At 61.1% G+C, this 18155-nt stretch carries 22 protein-coding genes; 13 read left to right on the top strand and 9 right to left on the bottom strand.

All coding sequences use genetic code 11. The annotated features are described in order from the left end of the window. Positions 1-54: 54 nt before the first annotated feature. Entirely contained in the window at positions 55-294 is a 240-nt protein-coding gene (gene hfq, locus BUA42_RS06735; protein WP_072776954.1) for an RNA chaperone Hfq, read from the top strand. After that, complete coding sequence (gene hflX, locus BUA42_RS06730; RefSeq protein ID WP_425435026.1) at positions 291-1565, top strand: GTPase HflX; 1275 nt, start codon at positions 291-293, stop codon at positions 1563-1565. Before hfq ends, hflX begins: the two co-directional genes overlap by 4 nt. On the opposite strand, the gene BUA42_RS06725 is transcribed toward hflX, so the two are convergent. From BUA42_RS06725 to BUA42_RS06710, 4 genes are all read right to left on the bottom strand, one after another. Next, a complete protein-coding gene (locus BUA42_RS06725; RefSeq protein WP_072776953.1) occupies positions 1562-2596 on the bottom strand; it encodes an AI-2E family transporter in 1035 nt (344 codons plus the stop codon). The genes hflX and BUA42_RS06725 overlap by 4 nt on opposite strands. A gap of 1 nt (position 2597) precedes the next feature. Beyond that, a complete protein-coding gene (locus tag BUA42_RS21305) occupies positions 2598-2918 on the bottom strand; it encodes a phage holin family protein (protein WP_072776952.1) in 321 nt (106 codons plus the stop codon). Between the two features lies 1 nt (position 2919). Next, positions 2920-3258 (bottom strand): ElaB/YgaM/YqjD family protein, encoded by a 339-nt coding sequence (locus BUA42_RS06715; protein WP_072776951.1) that lies wholly within the window; start codon positions 3256-3258, stop codon positions 2920-2922. A gap of 89 nt (positions 3259-3347) precedes the next feature. After that, positions 3348-5813 carry a penicillin acylase family protein gene (locus tag BUA42_RS06710; RefSeq protein WP_072777450.1) on the bottom strand — a complete coding sequence of 822 codons (2466 nt, stop codon included), beginning with the start codon at positions 5811-5813 and terminating at the stop codon, positions 3348-3350. 115 nt (positions 5814-5928) lie between these two features. Here BUA42_RS06710 and BUA42_RS06705 point away from each other — a divergent pair, with 115 nt between their 5' ends. Next, positions 5929-6831 (top strand): NAD(P)-dependent oxidoreductase, encoded by a 903-nt coding sequence (locus BUA42_RS06705; RefSeq protein ID WP_281249778.1) that lies wholly within the window; start codon positions 5929-5931, stop codon positions 6829-6831. A gap of 54 nt (positions 6832-6885) precedes the next feature. On the opposite strand, the gene BUA42_RS06700 is transcribed toward BUA42_RS06705, so the two are convergent. The 3 genes from BUA42_RS06700 to BUA42_RS06690 all read right to left on the bottom strand — a co-directional run bounded on the left by BUA42_RS06700 (position 6886) and on the right by BUA42_RS06690 (position 9655). Continuing rightward, positions 6886-7587: a hypothetical protein gene (locus BUA42_RS06700; protein ID WP_072776949.1), complete on the bottom strand. Its 702-nt coding sequence runs from the start codon at positions 7585-7587 to the stop codon at positions 6886-6888. Positions 7588-7590: 3 nt separating this feature from the next. After that, positions 7591-8883 carry a serine--tRNA ligase gene (serS, locus tag BUA42_RS06695; RefSeq protein WP_072776948.1) on the bottom strand — a complete coding sequence of 431 codons (1293 nt, stop codon included), beginning with the start codon at positions 8881-8883 and terminating at the stop codon, positions 7591-7593. Between the two features lie 85 nt (positions 8884-8968). Beyond that, positions 8969-9655 carry a trypsin-like serine peptidase gene (locus tag BUA42_RS06690; RefSeq protein WP_072777449.1) on the bottom strand — a complete coding sequence of 229 codons (687 nt, stop codon included), beginning with the start codon at positions 9653-9655 and terminating at the stop codon, positions 8969-8971. A gap of 195 nt (positions 9656-9850) precedes the next feature. Between BUA42_RS06690 and yajC the strand changes: the two genes are divergently transcribed. From yajC to BUA42_RS06640, 10 genes are all read left to right on the top strand, one after another. Continuing rightward, on the top strand, positions 9851-10138 hold the full coding sequence (gene yajC, locus BUA42_RS06685) for a preprotein translocase subunit YajC (protein ID WP_072776947.1): 288 nt from the start codon (positions 9851-9853) through the stop codon (positions 10136-10138). 32 nt (positions 10139-10170) lie between these two features. Continuing rightward, positions 10171-11832 (top strand): protein translocase subunit SecD, encoded by a 1662-nt coding sequence (secD, locus tag BUA42_RS06680; protein ID WP_072776946.1) that lies wholly within the window; start codon positions 10171-10173, stop codon positions 11830-11832. A gap of 1 nt (position 11833) precedes the next feature. Next, a complete protein-coding gene (secF, locus tag BUA42_RS06675; RefSeq protein WP_072776945.1) occupies positions 11834-12802 on the top strand; it encodes a protein translocase subunit SecF in 969 nt (322 codons plus the stop codon). After that, complete coding sequence (locus BUA42_RS06670) at positions 12795-13553, top strand: sulfite exporter TauE/SafE family protein (RefSeq protein ID WP_072776944.1); 759 nt, start codon at positions 12795-12797, stop codon at positions 13551-13553. Before secF ends, BUA42_RS06670 begins: the two co-directional genes overlap by 8 nt. A 12-nt stretch (positions 13554-13565) precedes the next feature. After that, complete coding sequence (locus tag BUA42_RS06665) at positions 13566-13922, top strand: Mth938-like domain-containing protein (RefSeq protein ID WP_072776943.1); 357 nt, start codon at positions 13566-13568, stop codon at positions 13920-13922. Positions 13923-14015: 93 nt separating this feature from the next. Beyond that, positions 14016-14630: a heme ABC exporter ATP-binding protein CcmA gene (ccmA, locus tag BUA42_RS06660; RefSeq protein ID WP_072776942.1), complete on the top strand. Its 615-nt coding sequence runs from the start codon at positions 14016-14018 to the stop codon at positions 14628-14630. Further along, positions 14627-15283, top strand: coding sequence for a heme exporter protein CcmB (ccmB, locus tag BUA42_RS06655; RefSeq protein ID WP_072776941.1), 657 nt, complete (start codon positions 14627-14629; stop codon positions 15281-15283). The genes ccmA and ccmB overlap by 4 nt, the downstream gene beginning before the upstream one ends. Positions 15284-15341: 58 nt before the next feature. Beyond that, positions 15342-16070, top strand: a complete 729-nt coding sequence (locus BUA42_RS06650) for a heme ABC transporter permease (RefSeq protein WP_072776940.1) — start codon at positions 15342-15344, stop codon at positions 16068-16070. Beyond that, a complete protein-coding gene (gene ccmD / locus BUA42_RS06645) occupies positions 16070-16225 on the top strand; it encodes a heme exporter protein CcmD (protein ID WP_084066144.1) in 156 nt (51 codons plus the stop codon). Before BUA42_RS06650 ends, ccmD begins: the two co-directional genes overlap by 1 nt. Continuing rightward, positions 16218-16757, top strand: a complete 540-nt coding sequence (locus BUA42_RS06640; protein ID WP_072776938.1) for a DsbE family thiol:disulfide interchange protein — start codon at positions 16218-16220, stop codon at positions 16755-16757. The genes ccmD and BUA42_RS06640 overlap by 8 nt, the downstream gene beginning before the upstream one ends. A gap of 229 nt (positions 16758-16986) precedes the next feature. On the opposite strand, the gene BUA42_RS06635 is transcribed toward BUA42_RS06640, so the two are convergent. Both BUA42_RS06635 and BUA42_RS06630 read right to left on the bottom strand, forming a co-directional pair. After that, the gene (locus tag BUA42_RS06635) at positions 16987-17670 is read right to left on the bottom strand and encodes an SDR family NAD(P)-dependent oxidoreductase (protein ID WP_072776937.1); all 684 of its coding nucleotides are present in this window, start codon (positions 17668-17670) and stop codon (positions 16987-16989) included. 65 nt (positions 17671-17735) lie between these two features. Beyond that, on the bottom strand, positions 17736-18110 hold the full coding sequence (locus BUA42_RS06630; protein ID WP_072776936.1) for a DUF805 domain-containing protein: 375 nt from the start codon (positions 18108-18110) through the stop codon (positions 17736-17738). Between the last annotated feature and the right edge of the window lie 45 nt (positions 18111-18155).

Genomic DNA, 18155 nt, shown 5'->3' with positions numbered 1-18155 from the left:
TGACCGCAAATCACGTCCGACCGCGCGGTAAGAAAAAGAACAAAGGCAATTTTTATGGCATCCGACAAGCAAAATCTTCAGGACGCATTTCTCAACCATGTCCGCAAGACAAAGGTGCCGGTGACGGTATTCCTCATCAATGGTGTGAAATTGCAAGGTGTCATCACGTGGTTCGATAACTTCTGTGTGCTGCTGCGCCGTGATGGACAATCACAGCTTGTCTACAAGCACGCCATTTCAACCATCATGCCAGCACAGCCGATCAATCTCTATGACGGCGAAGGCGAAAGTTGAAAGAACACAAGGCGCATGTGACCCGCGCATGGGTTCTGCATCCTGACATCACTTCGGATCGCACCCGGCGGGCGGCGGAACCCGCCTTGGCGGAAGCCGTGGCATTGGCGGCTGCCTTGCCCGGTCTTGAGGTCGTGGGAAGTGATGTCGTCCGGCTGCCAAAACCTCAACCGGGCGCGTTGTTTGGCTCGGGCAAAATCAATGAGTTAGAGGCGCTTTTTAAAGCGCAGGACATTGAACTGGTCCTGGTCGACGGCCCGGTCACCCCCGTGCAACAGCGCAACCTGGAGAAGGCCTGGGGCGTCAAGCTTTTGGACCGGACGGGCCTCATCCTCGAGATCTTCAGCGACCGTGCGGCGACGCGGGAAGGTGTGCTTCAGGTCGAGATGGCCGCGCTCAGCTATCAGCGTACGCGGCTTGTACGGGCCTGGACGCACCTTGAACGTCAGCGTGGCGGTCTGGGCTTTGTCGGTGGTCCGGGCGAAACCCAGATCGAAGCGGACCGGCGCGCGATTGACGATCAACTTGTGCGTCTGCGGCGCCAGCTGGACAAGGTGGTCAAGACGCGCGGCTTGCACCGGGCGGCACGCGCCAAGGTGCCGTATCCGATCGTGGCCCTTGTGGGGTACACCAACGCCGGGAAGTCGACGCTGTTTAACCGGCTCACCGGGGCCGAGGTCATGGCGAAGGACATGCTGTTCGCGACCCTTGACCCGACCATGCGCGCCGTGAAGCTGCCGGACGGGCCGGAGGTCATCCTGTCCGACACGGTGGGTTTCATCTCGGACCTGCCGACAGAGCTGGTTGCCGCGTTTCGGGCGACGCTGGAAGAGGTTTTGGCGGCGGACCTTATCCTGCACGTCCGCGACATCAGCCACGCGGAAACCGAGGAGCAGGCTCAGGACGTGCGGGAGATCCTCAATTCGCTGGGTGTGACGGAAACCACCCCGATGCTTGAAGTCTGGAACAAGATCGACGTGATGCCTGCGGAAGACCGCGAAGCGGCGTTCACTCGGGCAGAACGGGACGACGCCGTCTATGCGACATCCGCCCTGACCGGAGAGGGGTTGGACGCGCTCCTTGCGGCCGTCAACCGTGTGCTTGTGGGCGAGAGGCGGGTGGAGCTTGTTCACCTCACCTTCGATGAGGGTCGCAAACGGGCGTGGCTATTTGACAAAGCCCTCGTCGAGTCCGAGCAACAGGACGAAGACGGCTACCACCTCACGGTGCGCTGGTCCGCCAAAGACGCACGCCAGTTCGAGACGCTCTAGGCCGCTGATAACCTGCTTTGCTCTGTTTCCTCTTGGGACAGGTATCCGGCGCAGAAAACAAGAAGCGGGATGGCCACGATAGCGCCCACCGGACCCCAGAGGTAGAGCCAGAAAACCACTGACAGGAAGACCAGTAACGGACTGATATCCATGTGTTTTCCGACAACTGATGGTGTCACGAACTGCGCTTCCATCGCGTTAATGGCGAGGTAGACCGCCGCTGGCGCGATGACCATCAACCCGTCGAAATTCAGAATACCGGCAAGAAGAAGCGCGCCCACCATGATCGCCGGTCCGACGTAGAGCAGGAAGTTCATCACGGCCGCCGCAGCACCCCAGGCATAAGCCATGGGAAGCCCCAGCGCCGACAGCCCAATGGCGACACAGATGCCCAAGCCGATATTGATGAGAGCCACGGTACCGAAATAGCGCGCGACGGCACGTTCGGCCCGGGCCAGACGGCTTTTGAGCGAGGCTTTACGAAACGCCCGCGCCGCCGACCGGTAAATGGCCCGCCTTTCCGTTAATGCGAAGAACAAGGCTGCAAAGAACATCAGGGCCTGACCCAGGATCAGGGGTGCAAAGAACACCGCGTCGAAAAGACTAGGCATCGGCGACGCGCTGCTGCTGTCGCCGTCGTCATCCGTGCCCATCATGGACTGGACATTCTGATTGAGTTCTTCGAGATCACGAAACTCGGCTCTGATTTCGAAGATCAAGAGGCGGACTTCGCGCTGAATGTTCGGGATTTCATCGAGGATGCGGATGACAATGGGTTCTGCCAGAAACGCGCTGATGGCGCCGATCACCAAGAGGGCAAGCAAAACGAGCGCCGCTGCCAGACCACTGCCGATGCGCATCCGACACAAACGGTCGTGAATGGGGGCCAGCACCACGGCAAAGACAAACGCAAGAACCAGTGGCGCCATGATGGACTTGGTCAAAAACAGTGCACCGATGACCACGACACTGGCCAAGGCGCACAGCGCAAATGTGCGCAGCGTGGCGTAGTGTGGGATGGCGTCCGCCATGTTACCCGCGACCGCGCGACTGGCCTGCCTGCATGCCAACGAGGAACGCTTCGACCATGGCGAGGTTTTGCGTCGGCGTTGATGCGCGCGCTGCAGCGCGTTTAGACCGGCGTTTCGACAACAAGATGACGCCGAGACCCATAACGACAAAAACGCCTCCAACAACCTGGGAGGCAATCAAAGAAGAATACTGGGTAGCCAGATAAGACCACGCAGCTTGGGTAAGAAAACCGAGGCCGATGGCTGCGAAGACACCGCCAATAAGCACGGAGAGCCCGCGCCGCACAGCGGCCCGGGCCTGAAACTTCAATAAACTCAGCATATTAGCGCCGCGACATGAATGTGCCGACAAGAAAGCCGATGCCAGTTGCGATCAGCAACGCCGTTGCAGGCTGCTCGCGCACTGTGTCTTCGGTTTTTTCCTTGAGCAGCAGGGCGCGCAGCTCTGCCTCGGTCTTCGCATTCTCGGCCTTGGATGCAAGGCTATTGATGCGGTCCGCGACGGTGTCCGCGGCAGAGTCCTTGGCGTTGGACCCCATTTGACCAACGATGCCAACAAGATCGCTCAGATCCTTGCGCAACTCGCTGATCTGCGCATTCAGTGCTTCCATATCTGCGGGTTTCTGTGAGCCGTTCGCTTTCGCGGTCGATGACGTCGCCATGAGTACCTCCTTGGTCTCTCTACAGGAGGCGTAACGCACCATGCCCAAAGGAGTTCCCAAGAACATCGACGGAAAACGCGCGTTGGGGTTTATTCACGCACCAGTCGCGTGATCCCCACCGATGCGGCGCGCGCAAGATCAGCGTCAAGAGACATCGGAATGTACTCACCCCGCCGCCACAGGATGCCCATGTCGTCGTAATGCCGGGACAGGAAATGACCGGATTGTCCGGTTGACAGGATGAAGACAGAGCTGTCGGGGTCAGCGAAATCGTAGACACCGCGATACCCCGCGCCATGAACATTATGGAACGGGTTTGGGTCTTCGCCTGAGACACGCCCGCGCATCAGCGTATGATCGCCACCCGATGTGCTTTGGCGGATGTTTACGAAATAGCGCAGGATCGGCACGTCGCCGAGTACGGCATGGTCGTGAGTTGCCTGATGCGCATCGCCCCAGCGCAGCGACTCGAGTGCGGTGCCGTAGGTTTCGGATATCCAAACCAGCGCATCGTCAAGCGCGAGGCGGGCGATATCGCTGCAGCTTTCCACAGCGGCGGACCGGATGATGTCGCACCACGCGCTGGCCCCGTCCACATCGCGATACACGCGTTCGATGAACAAAGGCTCGACATGCGTGAACTCTGACGCCAGTGGGCCAAGGTCATCACGGATCAGACGCTCCTGTAATGCACGCAGCCAGGCGGAATAGATCAGCGGTTCCGGCAGATGCTCATTCATCTCGCCGTTCCAGTTGGCGAGTAGGTCGAGCGCGCGCTGCCGCAGCCGTTCGGGCGTGCCCTCGGGGGCAGCTTCTCCTGTGAACCAGAGATCCGCACCGATCAGCGGCAAGAGCGCCCGCGCCGTGATCGAAACCGTATCGAGCTGTGCCTCGACAAAGCTGTCCCGCGTGTGAACCTCGCGCCCTTGCATCAGACCTTGCCAGCGCATCACGCGCTGACTGTCGCCCCAGTCGAAGCTCAGGTGCAGCGGGAAGGGTCGGTCGACCGATTTGTTGTTGGTATTGCCGACAATGCCGCCGGTCGGATTGAGGAATACGGGGTTTGAGTCGTCCGGGAACATACCTTGCCAACGGTTCTCTGGGCGCCAACCGAGCGATGGCAGACGTCCTTGGCTCTGATGGCTGTCGTCGCGCCGGGGCAGGGCACCGATCACCTTCATCGCGATGGAGTCTGCGTCGATCACCGTGAGGTTTTGCGATGGCGCCACATAGCCTTTGGATATGTCGAGCGCTTCCTCGACCGAACCGGCGTACATGAGGTTCACCGCCGCCGTCATCGACGTGTCGCGCGGGCTGAGCGCGGTCCAGCTGAGCGCGGTCACGTGTCCGGGTGGCGTGATGGTGCCAAGGTCGAACCGCGTTCCGGGCAGGATCGGACCATTGTCGCTCCAGCGAAGGGTCAAGGTCACAGGCGGCGCATCCTTGATCTCGATGATGGAGCGGCGGGTGATGAACTCCTTGAAGCCATCCGGTGTGCGGTACTGCTCGGGGTTGTCGGAGTTGAGCTCTTCGATGAACACGTCCTGATCATCGAGGTAAGATGATGTAACGCCCCATGCGATGTTCTCGGATCGGCCCGCCATGATGGCGGGAATGCCTGGAATCGTGGCACCGATCACACCCCCGACGGACAGGTCAATCCGCGCGAGATACCAGATCGCCGGGGCGGTAAACCCCAGATGCGGATCGTTCGCCATCAATGTTGACCCGGTAGCTGACCGCGATGCATCGGCCGCCCATGCGTTCGACGCCCCAGCCAGCCCGCGCCGTGGTACGGGCCACAGCATCGGGTCCGGGTCCGCCTGTGCAAATCGCGTGGCCGCGTCAGCGCCGGGGACAAGCGCAGCGTATTCCGGCAATGCAGCCACACCCTGACCGGGGATGTCCGGCAGGAGATCGGCCAGCCGGTTTTCGTCTGGCAAAAGAAGCGACGTGCGGGCGCGCAAGACCTCCTCGCTCAAATGGCCGGACAGTTGCAGCGCCATCAGCTTGATCATGGCGAGCGAATCCGCGGGCTGCCATGGGGCGATGGGCGCATTGAACATGAAAAACTCGGGCGCCCCCCGGCCAAGACTATCTCGGTTGATCTCGGTGATGCGGGCGTTGACGCCCGCAGCATAGGCGTCAAGGGCGTCTCGCGTGCGCGCATCTTGCACGTCGACCGATTGGACGGCCAGCGGGTACAGGTCCAGCCGTCTGAGCAGCTTGTCGTTCTCGACCGTGCGGCTGCCGAACAACTCCGACAACCGTCCCTGCGCGGTCCGGCGCATCAGGGTCATCTGCCAAAGGCGATCCTGGGCATGCGCGTATCCCAAAGCGAAGAACGCATCGCGGTCGGAGGCCGGAAAGATGTGCGGCACGCCGGAGTTGTCCCGCACGATTTCGACATCCGCTGTCAGGCCCGAGACCGGAATGACCTTGTCGTAATCCGGCAAGGAGCGCGAGGCGAGGTAGTAGATCGACACGGCCGCAACCACGCCGATCACCAGCGCCGCTGTTGTCAGCCAGACAAGTGCTCTGAATATCAGCGCCACGCCGGTTTCACCCCTTTGCAGTCGGTTCCAAGGACCCATCCATCATGCGCATGGCCCTACAGAACACGTCAGCCCTTGCCAAGAGGGGGGCGCGGCGTCAGGTAGAGGCAGCGAAATGGCACTGAATACGAGGGGAGCGTGCGTCATGGCAAAAGTTGCATTTCTGGGTCTTGGGGTCATGGGATATCCGATGGCCGGGCATCTGTCGAAGGCCGGTCACGAGGTGACGGTCTACAACCGGACCGCATCCAAGGCCGAGGCCTGGGCGTCGGAATTCGGCGGATCCCACGCGGCGACGCCCAAGGCGGCAGCCGACGGCGCGGAATTCGTGATGTCCTGCGTCGGCAACGATGATGACCTGCGCAGCGTGTGCCTTGGCGACGACGGTGCGTTCGCGGGCATGTCGGACGGCACCGCGTTCGTCGACCATACAACGGTGTCGGCGAAAGTGACGCGCGAACTGTATGCGGCGGCGTCGGATCAGGGAATCGGGTTTGTCGACGCGCCGATCTCGGGTGGGCAGGCCGGGGCAGAGAACGGGGTTCTGTCGGTTATGTGTGGCGGAGACGAGGACGTGTTTGCCCGCGCAGAGCCGGTGATTGATGCCTATGCCAGGATCTGCCGCCGCATCGGTGACAGCGGGGCAGGGCAGATGACCAAGATGTGCAACCAGATCGCCATTGCCGGGCTGGTTCAGGGCCTGAGCGAGGCGCTGCATTTCGCTGAAAAAGCCGGGCTTGATGGCCGCGCGGTGGTCGAGGTGATCAGCCAGGGCGCAGCCGGATCGTGGCAGATGTCGAACCGCTATGAGACGATGATCGACGACGAGTTCAACCACGGTTTCGCAGTGGACTGGATGCGCAAGGACCTTGGGATTTGCCTCGATACCGCCGACGAAGTGGGCGCGTCCCTGCCGGTGACGGCGCTCGTCGATCAGTTCTACAAGGACGTGCAAAAACTCGGCGGTGGGCGTTGGGACACGTCCAGCCTGATCAAACGCCTGCGCGCGATGGGATGATCGGTCGGGCGGATGTGGTGACACATCCGCCTGTTTCCAGTGACGGAAACGGCTCTATTCGGTGTCTGTCCCGCGCAGGGCCAGAATCGCGATAATGCCAACCACGCAAAGCCCCACGACGGCGATGTTGATCGGTCCCGAATTGGCAACGATGACGGCAATCAGGGCCCAAATCACCGTGATCCCGTATTCCGGCGCGCGATGCAGACGGTATTGCGCCACAAGTGCGATCACCAGACCAATCGACAACGCCACGATCGCGGACCATGTGCCGCTCAGGACACCGTAGCCGCCCAGCAGCAATCCGATCGAAACGGAGGATGCAGCGGTCAGCCACCCGGCATAGATCGCCACGGGCGCTTGCTGGAACCACCGGTCGGTGTCCCCGACGCGGAAGAGGCTGAGAAACGCGGTCGCCAGCATGGCCCAGATCAGGATTGTCGCCAGCACAGGCGACAGGTTGGCGACAGGCAGCCATGTGGCACCGATGGCAAGGCTGAGCACGAGGGGCGGGCGCATGGGCGCCCAGTCCGGATCGTCGCTGCGCTTGATCAGGCCAAAGACAGCGCCGACAATCAGCCAAAGGTAAATCAATCCCCAGATCGCGAAGGCGTACCCCGCCGGTTGCACGGGCGGGTTGTCCTGTGGGACCGGGAACTGATCAGGCTCAAACCCGTTGAAGCCCTCGGTGAACCAAGGCGATGCCGCAAACAACACTGCAGCGGTGACGACGAGTACGGACCAGAGCCTTTCCATCGATCAGACCATTTCTCCGTTTGCGCTGATGCGGGTCTTACCGCCTAACCAAGGATGCAACGCTTCGGGCAGGGTGACGGATCCATCAGACTCCTGTCCGTTTTCAAGCACGGCAATGAGGCACCGGCCCACGGCAAGGCCGGATCCGTTCAGCGTATGGACAAATTCCGGCTTGCCGCCACCGGCCGGTTTGAACCGGGCGTTCATGCGACGCGCCTGAAAGTCCCCGCAAACCGAGACCGAGCTGATCTCGCGATAGGTGTTCTGCCCTGGCAGCCAGACCTCGATATCATGCGTGCGCCGTGCGCCAAAGCCCATGTCCCCGGTGCAGAGCACAACCGTGCGGTAGGGCAGACCGAGCCGTTCGAGGATGCCCTGCGCGCAGCCGGTCATCCGGTCCAGCTCTTCGCGGCTTTTGTCGGGATGGGTGACCGACACCATCTCGACCTTCTCGAACTGATGCTGGCGCAGCATGCCCGCCGTGTCGCGCCCGGCGCTGCCCGCCTCGGAACGGAAGCACTGCGTGTGCGCGACGTAGCGGCGGGGCAGGTAATCCTCCTCCACCGTGAGGCCGTTGACGATGTTTGTCAGTGTCACTTCTGCCGTGGGCACCAGCCACCAGCCATTCGTGGTCTGATAGCTGTCTTCACCGAATTTCGGCAGCTGACCCGTACCGTACATCATGTCGTCGCGGACAAGGACCGGCGTCCATGTCTCGATCAGACCATTTTCCGAGATATGCGTGTCGAGCATGAATTGCGCCAGGGCGCGGTGTAGCCGCGCAACGGCACCCGACATCACGACAAAGCGCGAACCGGATAGCTTCGCGGCGGTCTCGAAATCCATGCCGGGCTGCACGCCCGCGATCTCGAAATGCTCTTTCGGCTGAAAGTCGAAGTCCCGAGGCGTACCCCAGCGATGGACCTCGACATTGTCCTCTTCGTCCTCGCCAACCGGCACGTCGTCGTGCGGCAGGTTCGGCAGACCCATGAGCAACGTGCTCAGGGTGTCGTCCAGTTCTTTGGCGCGCGCCTGCATCTCGGCGACCGCAGCCTTCTTGGCCGAAACCTCATCGCGCAGGCGTTCAAAGGCGGCCTCATCACCCGAAGTCTTGGCCTTGCCGATCTCTTTCGCCGCCTTGTTCTGGTCCGCCTGTGCGGTTTCGGCCGCGAGGATGGCAGCACGCCGGTCTTCGTCGATTTTCAGGATTTCGGACGAGACCGGCTCCAATCCACGACGCGACAGCGCCGCGTCGAACGCAGCGGGGTTCTCGCGGATGGCTCGGATGTCATGCATGGGTCTTGTCCTTCTGACTCGCTCGGGTGTTCGGCGGCCTTATGCACCGGAATTCGGATACATGGTAGGGGCTAAGGACCGGCGGTCAGTCTTCCGGCAAAAGGCTCACCGGCACTGCCAGTGCACCGCTCTGGCCCATCGCGCTGACAACCGCGGTCACCGACCACCTGTCACCGTCGCGGGTCAGTACGGGCCCCCCGGAATTGCCGGGCAATACGGGGCAGTCGAGGCGCAGCAGATTGGTAAGGGTCTGGCCGTCGCACTCAAATGACGCACTCAGCATATGTGGCCGTCGGGTCGAGTACCCCACAATACCGAAAGGTGCTGCGGCGCTGGTGGACAATGGCAGCGGGGGAATGTCGAGGGGACGCGCAAGGTCAAGCAACGCAATGTCGAAACGGATATTGAGCAAACCTTCCGCATAGGCCTTTGGGTGCACCCAGATGGACGCGCCAGTCGCGCTATCCGCCGCTGTGCCCTGAAGCCAGCCCGCGACAAAAGTGAACTCGTCGGGCCGGGGGCCAAGACCGTCAGTCCCCGAGACACAATGTGCGGCTGTCAGAACGCGATCCGGCGCGATCAGTACCCCTGTACACATCTCCCGGTTTCGAAAGCCGGATACGTTGAGCCGTCCCACGGCCTGCCACTGCGCGTGATCTTCGCGCGGCAGAACAGACAACTCCGTGGCGGACGCATGTCCTGCGGTCCAGCACAGCGCCAAAATGATCCAACCCCATCGCATGGCCGACTTAAGGCGCAATTTCCGCGCCATGCCAAGGTGCAGGATAAAAAATCGGAAGCCTTGCAACGAATGTCCTTTCCACAGACAACCGATCGCCTCGATCTCTCTCGGCAAGCCGCCTTGCAAAGCCCGACAGGTCAACATAGGTTCCGCGCAAATTTTCCGGCAATACAGCGTTGGGTGCCGCCCCGCCACGTGTGCCCACCCATCAACAAGGAGCCCGCCATGGAAGGCAGCGCAATCGCCCAGTTTATTCCGCTCATTCTGATCTTCGCGATTATGTATTTCCTGCTGATCCGTCCGCAGCAGAAGAAGATGAAAGAGCATCAGAAGATGGTCGAGGCGCTGCGCCGGGGCGATGTGGTCGTGACCCAGGGCGGGTTGATCGGCAAGGTTGTAAAGGTCAAGGAAAACAACGAGCTGGACGTCGAAATTGCGGAAGGTGTGAAGGTGCGCGTGGTGCAGAACACCATCGTGCAGGTCATGTCCAAGACCGAACCCGCGAATACCTGACCCTTTCCTAGCCTGCATCGGACCTATCCAACATGCTTCAGATCGATCTCTGGAAGCGCCTTTTGATCTGGACCACGGTCGCCGTCGGTCTGGTGCTGGCCCTGCCGAACCTGTTCTATCCGCGCGTCGAACAATACAACGATGCGATGGCCGCGATCGAGCTGACGGGTGAGACGCCCGAGCTGCTGGAACAAAGCGGTGACTGGCCGTCCTTTCTTCCGTCTGGATTGGTGAACCTTGGCCTCGATCTGCGCGGCGGGGCGCATTTGCTTGCCGAAGTGCAGGTCGAAGATGTCTATGCCGCCCGGCTCGAAGCGTTGTGGCCCGAGGTGCGCGATGTGCTGCGGCCTGAGCGGGACACGGTCGGCACCATCCGTCTGCAACCCTCGGCGGCGAACGAACTGCGAGTCCGTATATCAGAGCCCGACGGCATGGCGCGTGCACTTGAGCTTGTGCGCGGCCTGTCGCAACCGGTCGTGTCCCTGACCGGCGCGTTGAGCAACGACCTCGAAGTGCGCGCCGATGGTAGCGACATCGTCGTCACCTTGTCCGAGGCCGAGCAGCTTGCGACCGACGAACGTACGATGATGCAGAGCCTCGAAATCATCCGTCGCCGGATCGATGAGGTCGGCACTCGCGAACCCACGATCCAGCGGCAGGGCAGTGACCGCATCCTGATCCAGGTGCCGGGCATCGGCTCGGCTGCGGAGTTGAAAGAGATCATCGGCACGACCGCGCAGCTGACATTCCAACCGGTGGTTGGGCGCGGAACGGATGCAGCCGCATCGCCCGGTGTGGGCAACGAAATCCTTCCGTCGCTGGATGAGGGCGGCGTATTCTACACGCTGGAACAGGTGCCCGTGGTGACCGGCGAAGAGCTGGTGGATGCCCAGCCCAGTTTCGACCAGAACGGGCGGCCTGCGGTGAACTTCCGGTTCAACCCGGCGGGCGCGCGCAAGTTCGGCGATTATACGGCGGCGAATATCGGCAATCCCTTCGCGATCGTTCTGGACAACGAAGTCATCAGCGCGCCGGTGATCCAAAGCCACATCCCGGGCGGTTCGGGTATCATCACCGGCAATTTCACGGTGGAGGAATCGACCCAGCTCGCCGTGCTTCTCCGCGCGGGGGCTTTGCCGGCCGGTCTGGAGTTCTTGGAAGAGCGCACAATCGGCCCTGAACTGGGTCAGGACAGTATCGAAGCGGGCCGCATCGCCACTATCATCGCCTTCGTGGCCGTGCTGGTGTTCATGGGGCTAAGCTACGGTCTTTTCGGCCTCTTTGCCAATGTGGCGCTCATCATCAATATCGGCCTGATTTTCGGACTGCTCAGCCTGATCGGTGCCACGCTGACCCTGCCGGGCATCGCCGGGATCGTCCTGACGGTCGGCATGGCCGTGGATGCAAACGTGCTGATTTTCGAACGGATCCGCGAAGAGTTGAAAACGGCCAAAGGCCCGGCGCGCGCGATCGAGCTGGGGTACGAGAAGGCGCTGTCGGCCATCCTCGACGCGAACATCACCACATTCATCACGGCGGTCATTCTGTTTGTCATGGGCTCCGGTCCAGTGCGCGGCTTTGCGATTACACTGGGTCTTGGCATCATGACCTCGGTTTTCACCGCCATTTTTGTCACCCGGCTTTTGATCGTGATGTGGTTCGAACGCCGTCGCCCCAAGACGATCGAGGTCTGATATGCGCTTGCGACTGGTCAAACAGAACACGAATTTCGATTTCTTCAGCCGCTGGAAACTCTGGTTTGGCATCTCCGGCGTTTTGGTTGTTCTCGCCTTCGTGTCGTTCCTTTTGCAGGGTCTGAATTACGGGATCGACTTCCGCGGCGGTACGACGATCCGGACGGAGTCGACACAGCCGGTGGATGTTGGTGCGTACCGAGACGCGCTCACGCCTTTGGCGCTCGGCGACGTGGTGATCTCCGAAGTGTTCGACCCGACCTTCGGGCCGGACCAGAACGTGGCGATGATCCGCATTCAGGCGCAGGAAGGCCAAGAGGCGGTAACGCCCGAGGTCATCCGCGCAGTAGAGGCGGCGATGGTCGCCGTTGTGCCGGACATCCAGTTCGTCTCGGTAGAATCGGTGGGTCCGAAAGTGTCCGGCGAATTGATACAGACCGCAGCGATTGCCGTGCTTTTGGCGATTGGCGCGGTTCTGATCTACATTTGGCTCAGGTTTGAATGGCAGTTTGCACTCGGGGCGGTCGCTGCCTTGGTGCATGACGTGATCCTCACCATCGGCATCTTCTCGGAACTGCAGATCAAGTTCGACCTCGCCATCATCGCGGCGCTTCTCACGATTGTGGGGTATTCGCTGAACGACACGGTGGTTGTTTTCGACCGCGTCCGCGAGAACCTGATCAAATACAAGAAAAAGGATCTCAAGGAGGTTCTGAACATCTCGATCAACGAAACGCTGAGCCGGACATTCATGACCTCCGCCACCACGCTTCTGGCACTGATCGCGCTGTTCGTTCTGGGCGGTGACGTGATCCGGGGCTTCGTCTTCGCCATGATCTGGGGTGTGATCGTCGGAACCTATTCGTCGATCTTCGTGGCCTCGGCGATCCTCTTGTGGCTCGGCGTAAAGCGCGACTGGACAAAGCCGACGGACACGACCGGCAACCAGTTTTCGGGTGTGGATGCTTGAGGCCCTGACAGCCGCGCTGGAAACGGCGGGGCTGGTCTGGCTGGGATTGACGGTGCTGGTTGCCGGCATCGTCTATGGCTTCGCAGGCTTTGGCGCCGCGCTCATCTACATGCCGGTGGCCGTTGTCTTCCTCCCGCCAGCGGTCGCCATCGCGGCTTTCTCCGTCTCAGCCTTGTCTTCATTCTTCACGGTGGTGCCGAAGGCATTGCCACTTGTGGACCGGAAAGGGGTGTCGATCCTGATTATGTCGGCCACGATTGCCGCTTCGGTCGGCTTCTGGGTGCTCAGCCGCACGGATGTCACCGTCATTCGCTGGGTCGTCGTGATCGTCTGCGCCGTCACACTTCTCGCGCTTATCGCAGGCTGGCGGTATTCGGTAGAGCCGAACACCGTGACCCGGGCTGGTATCGGACTGGCCACGGGGTTCGTCGGTGGTGTGAGCGGGCTCTTGGGTCCGATCATGGTGCTCTTTCAGCTCGCCGGTCGCGATCGCGTTGCGGTGACCCGTGCCACGACCATCGTCTTTCTGACCGTCACCAGCCTTTTGTTGTTGCCGCTCATGTACTTGCAAGGCCTTCTTACATTGACTTCCGTCCTTCTGGGGCTGCTTTTCCTGATCCCCTACGGTCTTGGAACCCTCGTTGGGCAAGCCCTATTTGTACCGGATCGGGAACGGTTTTACCGGCTCGTAGCTTATGCCATTATCGCCGCAGCCACGTTGGCGGGCTTGCCACTCTGGGATTCCGTGTAAGGGGCACATCGCATGCGCTTGAACGAAGTAGTTTACACCGACGCACTGCCTGTTGAGGGCTATGGACCGGGTTTCTTTCGGATCGGTGGCGAAAAACACGAAGCCCCCCTGCTGACCTGGGCCAAGGGCACGTCCGCGTGGGGCGGTTACGATGACGCAAAGACCTTGGCAGCGTTGGCCAAAGAAGTGGACGTGCTCTTTGTCGGCACCGGGTCCGAGATTGCGCACCTGCCGGCTGACTTGCGTGACGCGCTGGAAGAGGCGGGGCTCGGGGTCGAGGTGATGAGTTCCCCCGCCGCCTGCCGCACCTACAACGTGCTTCTGTCCGAAGGACGGCGGGTCGCGCTTGCGGTCCTGCCGGTCACCTGACGCCGTTGCAGCGATAACGCCGACCAGTTTCGATTACGCGGCAGAGACATTTTGGCGCTTTTAGCGGTCGCGCCCGTGGTCTAAGCCCGAGCCATGACATTGACGGTCCAAGATTTGGCGGTGACGCGCGGCGGTCTGACGATCCTCGAAGGGGTCTCGTTCGAGCTTGCCGCGGGCGAAGCGCTGGTACTGCGCGGGCCAAATGGGGTCGGAAAAACCACACTTCTGCGCAGCATCGCGGGTTTGCAACCGGTCGAGGCCGGCATCGTGTCACGGGCGGAGGACCAGATCGCCTACGCGGGTCATTCCGATGGTTTAAAGGCCATGCTGAGCGTGACCGAGAACCTTCGGTTCTGGGCGTCGGTGTTTGGTCTGAGCGACGTTGAACCTGCCCTGGCGGCCTTTGACCTGATCGAACTTCGCGCGCGGATGGCCGGAACCCTGTCCGCCGGTCAAAAACGCCGTCTGGGCCTGGCGAGACTGATGGTGACCGGGCGCCCGATCTGGGTGCTGGATGAACCGACCGTTTCCTTGGATGCCGCGTCTGTATCGCTGTTTGCTGACGCCGTGCGACACCACCTGTCCTCAGGCGGCAGTGCGCTGATGGCAACCCATATCGATCTGGGACTCAGCGAGGCGCGTGTGCTGGACCTCAGCCCCTTCAAAGCAGGCCCCAAAGCACGTCAGATGGATGAGGCCTTCCTGTGAGGGCGCTGCTGATGCGCGACTTGATGCTGGCCTTCCGCGCGGGCGGCGGGTTCGGGTTGGGATTGGCGTTCTTCCTTATCGTCACAGTGCTCGTCCCCTTCGGCGTAGGTCCGCAAACCGACCTTCTTTCGCGGATCGCGCCCGGTATCCTGTGGATCGGAGCCCTGTTGGCCTGTCTTTTGTCGCTCGACCGCATTCTGGCGCTGGATTGGGAGGATGGGTCGCTCGACCTTTTGGCGACCGCGCCTTTGCCGATGGAAAGCATCGTTACGATCAAGGCGCTGGCCCACTGGATCACCACGGGCTTGCCTCTGGTCCTCGCGGCCCCGGTTCTGGGCGTGCTGCTCAACCTGCCTGGGCCTGCGTATCAATGGGTGCTCATCAGTCTCGCGGTCGGCACACCGGCGCTGAGTGTGATCGGCACGTTCGGCGCGGCGCTGACCGTTGGGTTGAAACGCGGCGGATTGCTGATGTCCTTGCTCGTGCTGCCGCTCTACGTGCCGACGCTGATCTTCGGAGCCGAGGTCGCGCGCCGCGGCGCAGACGGTCTCTCTGTGCAGACGCCGTTGATGCTTTTGGCCGGGATCAGCTTTGGCGTGATCGCACTTCTGCCATTTGCCAGCGCTGCCGTTCTCAAGATCAATCTGCGGTAACACGTCCCATGCGGTTTTTTGAATTGAAGGCGCTCGAAAAACCGCCTACCTGACACCCATGTCTTTGTGGGAATACGCCAATCCGGTAAAGTTCATCAGCACCACCGACAAGGTGTTGCCATGGATTTGGGTGTTGGCTGCCGGATGTCTCGCTACCGGGTTGATCTGGGGCTTCTTCTTCACGCCCGATGATTTCCGCATGGGGTCCACGGTCAAGATCATCTACATCCACGTGCCGTCCGCGCTTATGGCAATCAACGCCTGGCTGATGATGCTTGTCGCGTCGCTCATCTGGATCGTGCGCCGTCATCATGTCTCGGCCCTTGCGGCGCGCGCCGCTGCACCCGTAGGCGCGGTCATGACCGTCATCGCACTGGTCACGGGCGCTTTCTGGGGCCAGCCCATGTGGGGCACGTGGTGGGAATGGGATCCACGCCTGACGTCCTTCCTCATCCTGTTCCTGTTCTACCTCGGCTATATCGCCCTGTGGGAAGCCATCGAGAACGATGACACGGCCGCGGATCTGACCTCGATCCTCTGCCTCGTCGGGTCGGTCTTTGCGATCCTGAGCCGGTATGCCGTTAATTTCTGGAACCAGGGTCTGCACCAGGGGGCGACATTCTCTCTGGATCGGGAAGAGAACATCTCGGACGTGTTCTGGTACCCGGCAGTCATCAGCATGCTGGGGTTTGCGCTTCTCTTCGTGGCGCTCGTCTTTCTGCGCACCCAGACCGAGATCCGCGCACGTCGTACACGGGCGCTTCTGGCGCGTGAGGGTCAAGCCTGATGCCGGATCTGGGCAAATACGCATTCGAAGTGCTGAGCTCGTACGGCGTCACCTTCGTCATGCTGCTTCTGATCACATGGATCAGCGTCCGCCGGGCACGGAAGGTACGTGCCGCCTTGGAAGAGGTCGAGAGCCGCAAGGTGCGCAATGGCTAAAATCTCGCCGCTGATGGTGCTTCCGCCGGTGCTCTTCGCGGCGTTTGCGGTGCTGGCTTACGTGGGCATGTTCCGTGAAGACCCGCAGGGCCTGCCGTCGACGCGCGTCGGTCAACCGGCGCCAGAGATCACGACGCTGCCCCTTCCCGGCTACGCGCCGTTCTCGCCCGAGATGTTCCAGTCGGGCGAGGTGACACTCGTCAATTTCTGGGCCAGCTGGTGTCCACCCTGCCGCCTTGAACACCCGAAACTGCTGGAAATGCAGGCGGATGGCATTCCGATCATTGGCGTGAACATTCGCGACCGGGAAAACACCGCATCACAATACCTGGCTCAGGACGGCAATCCGTTCATCGCGGTGCCGTTTGATCCCGCGGGGCGCACGTCCATCGACTGGGGCGTGACCGCGCCACCGGAAACCTTCATCGTGGATCGGGATGGCACGGTTTTGTTCCGTTTCGCCGGGCCGTTGGTCGGGACTGACTATGAACAGCGCTTCGTGCCAGCGCTCAACTCTGCCCTGGCAGAGTAATCGCTCAGGGCAGGGTGATCGGAAGCGAATCCGTTGTCCCGGCGAATACGCTCGCGCCCGCAATAAGCAGCAGCGCGGCTGTCTGGACCAGCGTCAGCAGTTTCATGTCGTAACTCGTCAGTAAAGTGTGCCTGTTGAGACCTGAAAATGGGGGCAAGCCCGACAAAAGTGTAGGGTACAGGCTGTCACATGCGACAGGATGTGCCAGCAGTTGCACAAATTTGTCGAATTAGAGACGGTATCCGCCGGTCACGCCCAATATTTCGCCGGTGATGAAACCGGCTGCATCCGATGCCAGAAATCGCACCACGCCAGCCACATCGCTGGGGGTGCCAACCCGTCCGAGGGCCGTCAGATCCACAAACTTCTGAACCAATTTCTCTGGACGCGGCGACTCTGTGCGTTCGATCGCTCCGGGCGCGATCGCATTGACACGGATGCCGCGAGGGCCAAGAGTTTTGGCCATTCCCTTGGTCCAGGTATCGAGCGCCGCCTTGCTGGCGGAATACCCGGCAGCCCCCATCGCAGGCAGGCGTGCGTTCATCGAGGAAATGTTAATGACGGACGCCCCGGACTTGAGGTGAGGCAACGCCGCCTCCAGCAAGTGCATTGGCGCCGTGACGTTTACGGCAAAGGTCCGCGCCATGTCACCATCATCTGGCTCCACCACGCCTGCATTGTTCACAATGACATCCAGTCGACCCCACCGGTTGATCACTGCGTCGACAATCTCTTGTGCCGCCGCACGCTCCGCCAAATCGGCCTTGATCGCGTGGACACTGCGCAGCTTAGTCAGAACCCCATCTGGCTCAGTCGTGTTGTAGGTGAATGATACCGCGTGATCGCTGGCAAAGGCCTCGACAATACCGCGACCGATCCCGCGTGCGCCACCGGTGACAAGCACAACCTTCATCGCAGTCTCCTTTGGACTTAACTATCGTTTGCGACTGTCTCAGGATGCGCAAGCGCATGCACGGATCAAGCCAAGGGGTCAGGGCCAAAGCGGTTCTCGCCCGCGCTGCCTTTCTGAACGAAGAAGTAGATAAGGACCAGCGCGCCGAGGAACGGGATGAGGATCAGAAGATACCACCATCCCGACTTGTCCAGATCGTGCAATCGGCGGACACCAACGGCAATCGACGGCAGGATGATGGCCAGAGAGAAAACGGCCCCGATAATCGAAATCGGCTGACCGTCGGACGTCACTCCGAAGAGCGCTCGGTCGAGGATGGCGAGCAGTAGATTCATGACCATCAGAAACAGGACGAACCACCAGAATTCCGACCGCGCCGCGCGACCCGAGAATGTGGCGTATTTGGAAAGGCATGTTCTAACGGCGTCTTGAAAATTCATAACGTGCACCCTTCCACTCGAAAATCACGCGGGAATGCCGATATC

This window comes from Marivita hallyeonensis, assembly GCF_900129875.1.
GTDB classification, from domain to species: Bacteria; Pseudomonadota; Alphaproteobacteria; order Rhodobacterales; family Rhodobacteraceae; genus Marivita; species Marivita hallyeonensis.
This window is presented reverse-complemented; position numbering and strand designations above follow the sequence as displayed.

What these genes read in the sequence shown, in the direction of transcription:
- hfq (WP_072776954.1), top strand. Translation starts at nt 55, where the DNA reads ATGGCATCCGACAAGCAAAATCTTCAGGACGCATTTCTCAACCATGTC.
- BUA42_RS06725 (WP_072776953.1), bottom strand. Translation starts at nt 2,596, where the DNA reads ATGGCGGACGCCATCCCACACTACGCCACGCTGCGCACATTTGCGCTG.
- BUA42_RS21305 (WP_072776952.1), bottom strand. Translation starts at nt 2,918, where the DNA reads ATGCTGAGTTTATTGAAGTTTCAGGCCCGGGCCGCTGTGCGGCGCGGG.
- BUA42_RS06715 (WP_072776951.1), bottom strand. Translation starts at nt 3,258, where the DNA reads ATGGCGACGTCATCGACCGCGAAAGCGAACGGCTCACAGAAACCCGCA.
- BUA42_RS06705 (WP_281249778.1), top strand. Translation starts at nt 5,929, where the DNA reads ATGGCACTGAATACGAGGGGAGCGTGCGTCATGGCAAAAGTTGCATTT.
- BUA42_RS06700 (WP_072776949.1), bottom strand. Translation starts at nt 7,587, where the DNA reads ATGGAAAGGCTCTGGTCCGTACTCGTCGTCACCGCTGCAGTGTTGTTT.
- serS (WP_072776948.1), bottom strand. Translation starts at nt 8,883, where the DNA reads ATGCATGACATCCGAGCCATCCGCGAGAACCCCGCTGCGTTCGACGCG.
- BUA42_RS06690 (WP_072777449.1), bottom strand. Translation starts at nt 9,655, where the DNA reads ATGGCGCGGAAATTGCGCCTTAAGTCGGCCATGCGATGGGGTTGGATC.
- yajC (WP_072776947.1), top strand. Translation starts at nt 9,851, where the DNA reads ATGGAAGGCAGCGCAATCGCCCAGTTTATTCCGCTCATTCTGATCTTC.
- secD (WP_072776946.1), top strand. Translation starts at nt 10,171, where the DNA reads ATGCTTCAGATCGATCTCTGGAAGCGCCTTTTGATCTGGACCACGGTC.
- secF (WP_072776945.1), top strand. Translation starts at nt 11,834, where the DNA reads ATGCGCTTGCGACTGGTCAAACAGAACACGAATTTCGATTTCTTCAGC.
- BUA42_RS06670 (WP_072776944.1), top strand. Translation starts at nt 12,795, where the DNA reads ATGCTTGAGGCCCTGACAGCCGCGCTGGAAACGGCGGGGCTGGTCTGG.
- BUA42_RS06665 (WP_072776943.1), top strand. Translation starts at nt 13,566, where the DNA reads ATGCGCTTGAACGAAGTAGTTTACACCGACGCACTGCCTGTTGAGGGC.
- ccmA (WP_072776942.1), top strand. Translation starts at nt 14,016, where the DNA reads ATGACATTGACGGTCCAAGATTTGGCGGTGACGCGCGGCGGTCTGACG.
- BUA42_RS06650 (WP_072776940.1), top strand. Translation starts at nt 15,342, where the DNA reads ATGTCTTTGTGGGAATACGCCAATCCGGTAAAGTTCATCAGCACCACC.
- ccmD (WP_084066144.1), top strand. Translation starts at nt 16,070, where the DNA reads ATGCCGGATCTGGGCAAATACGCATTCGAAGTGCTGAGCTCGTACGGC.
- BUA42_RS06640 (WP_072776938.1), top strand. Translation starts at nt 16,218, where the DNA reads ATGGCTAAAATCTCGCCGCTGATGGTGCTTCCGCCGGTGCTCTTCGCG.
- BUA42_RS06635 (WP_072776937.1), bottom strand. Translation starts at nt 17,670, where the DNA reads ATGAAGGTTGTGCTTGTCACCGGTGGCGCACGCGGGATCGGTCGCGGT.
- BUA42_RS06630 (WP_072776936.1), bottom strand. Translation starts at nt 18,110, where the DNA reads ATGAATTTTCAAGACGCCGTTAGAACATGCCTTTCCAAATACGCCACA.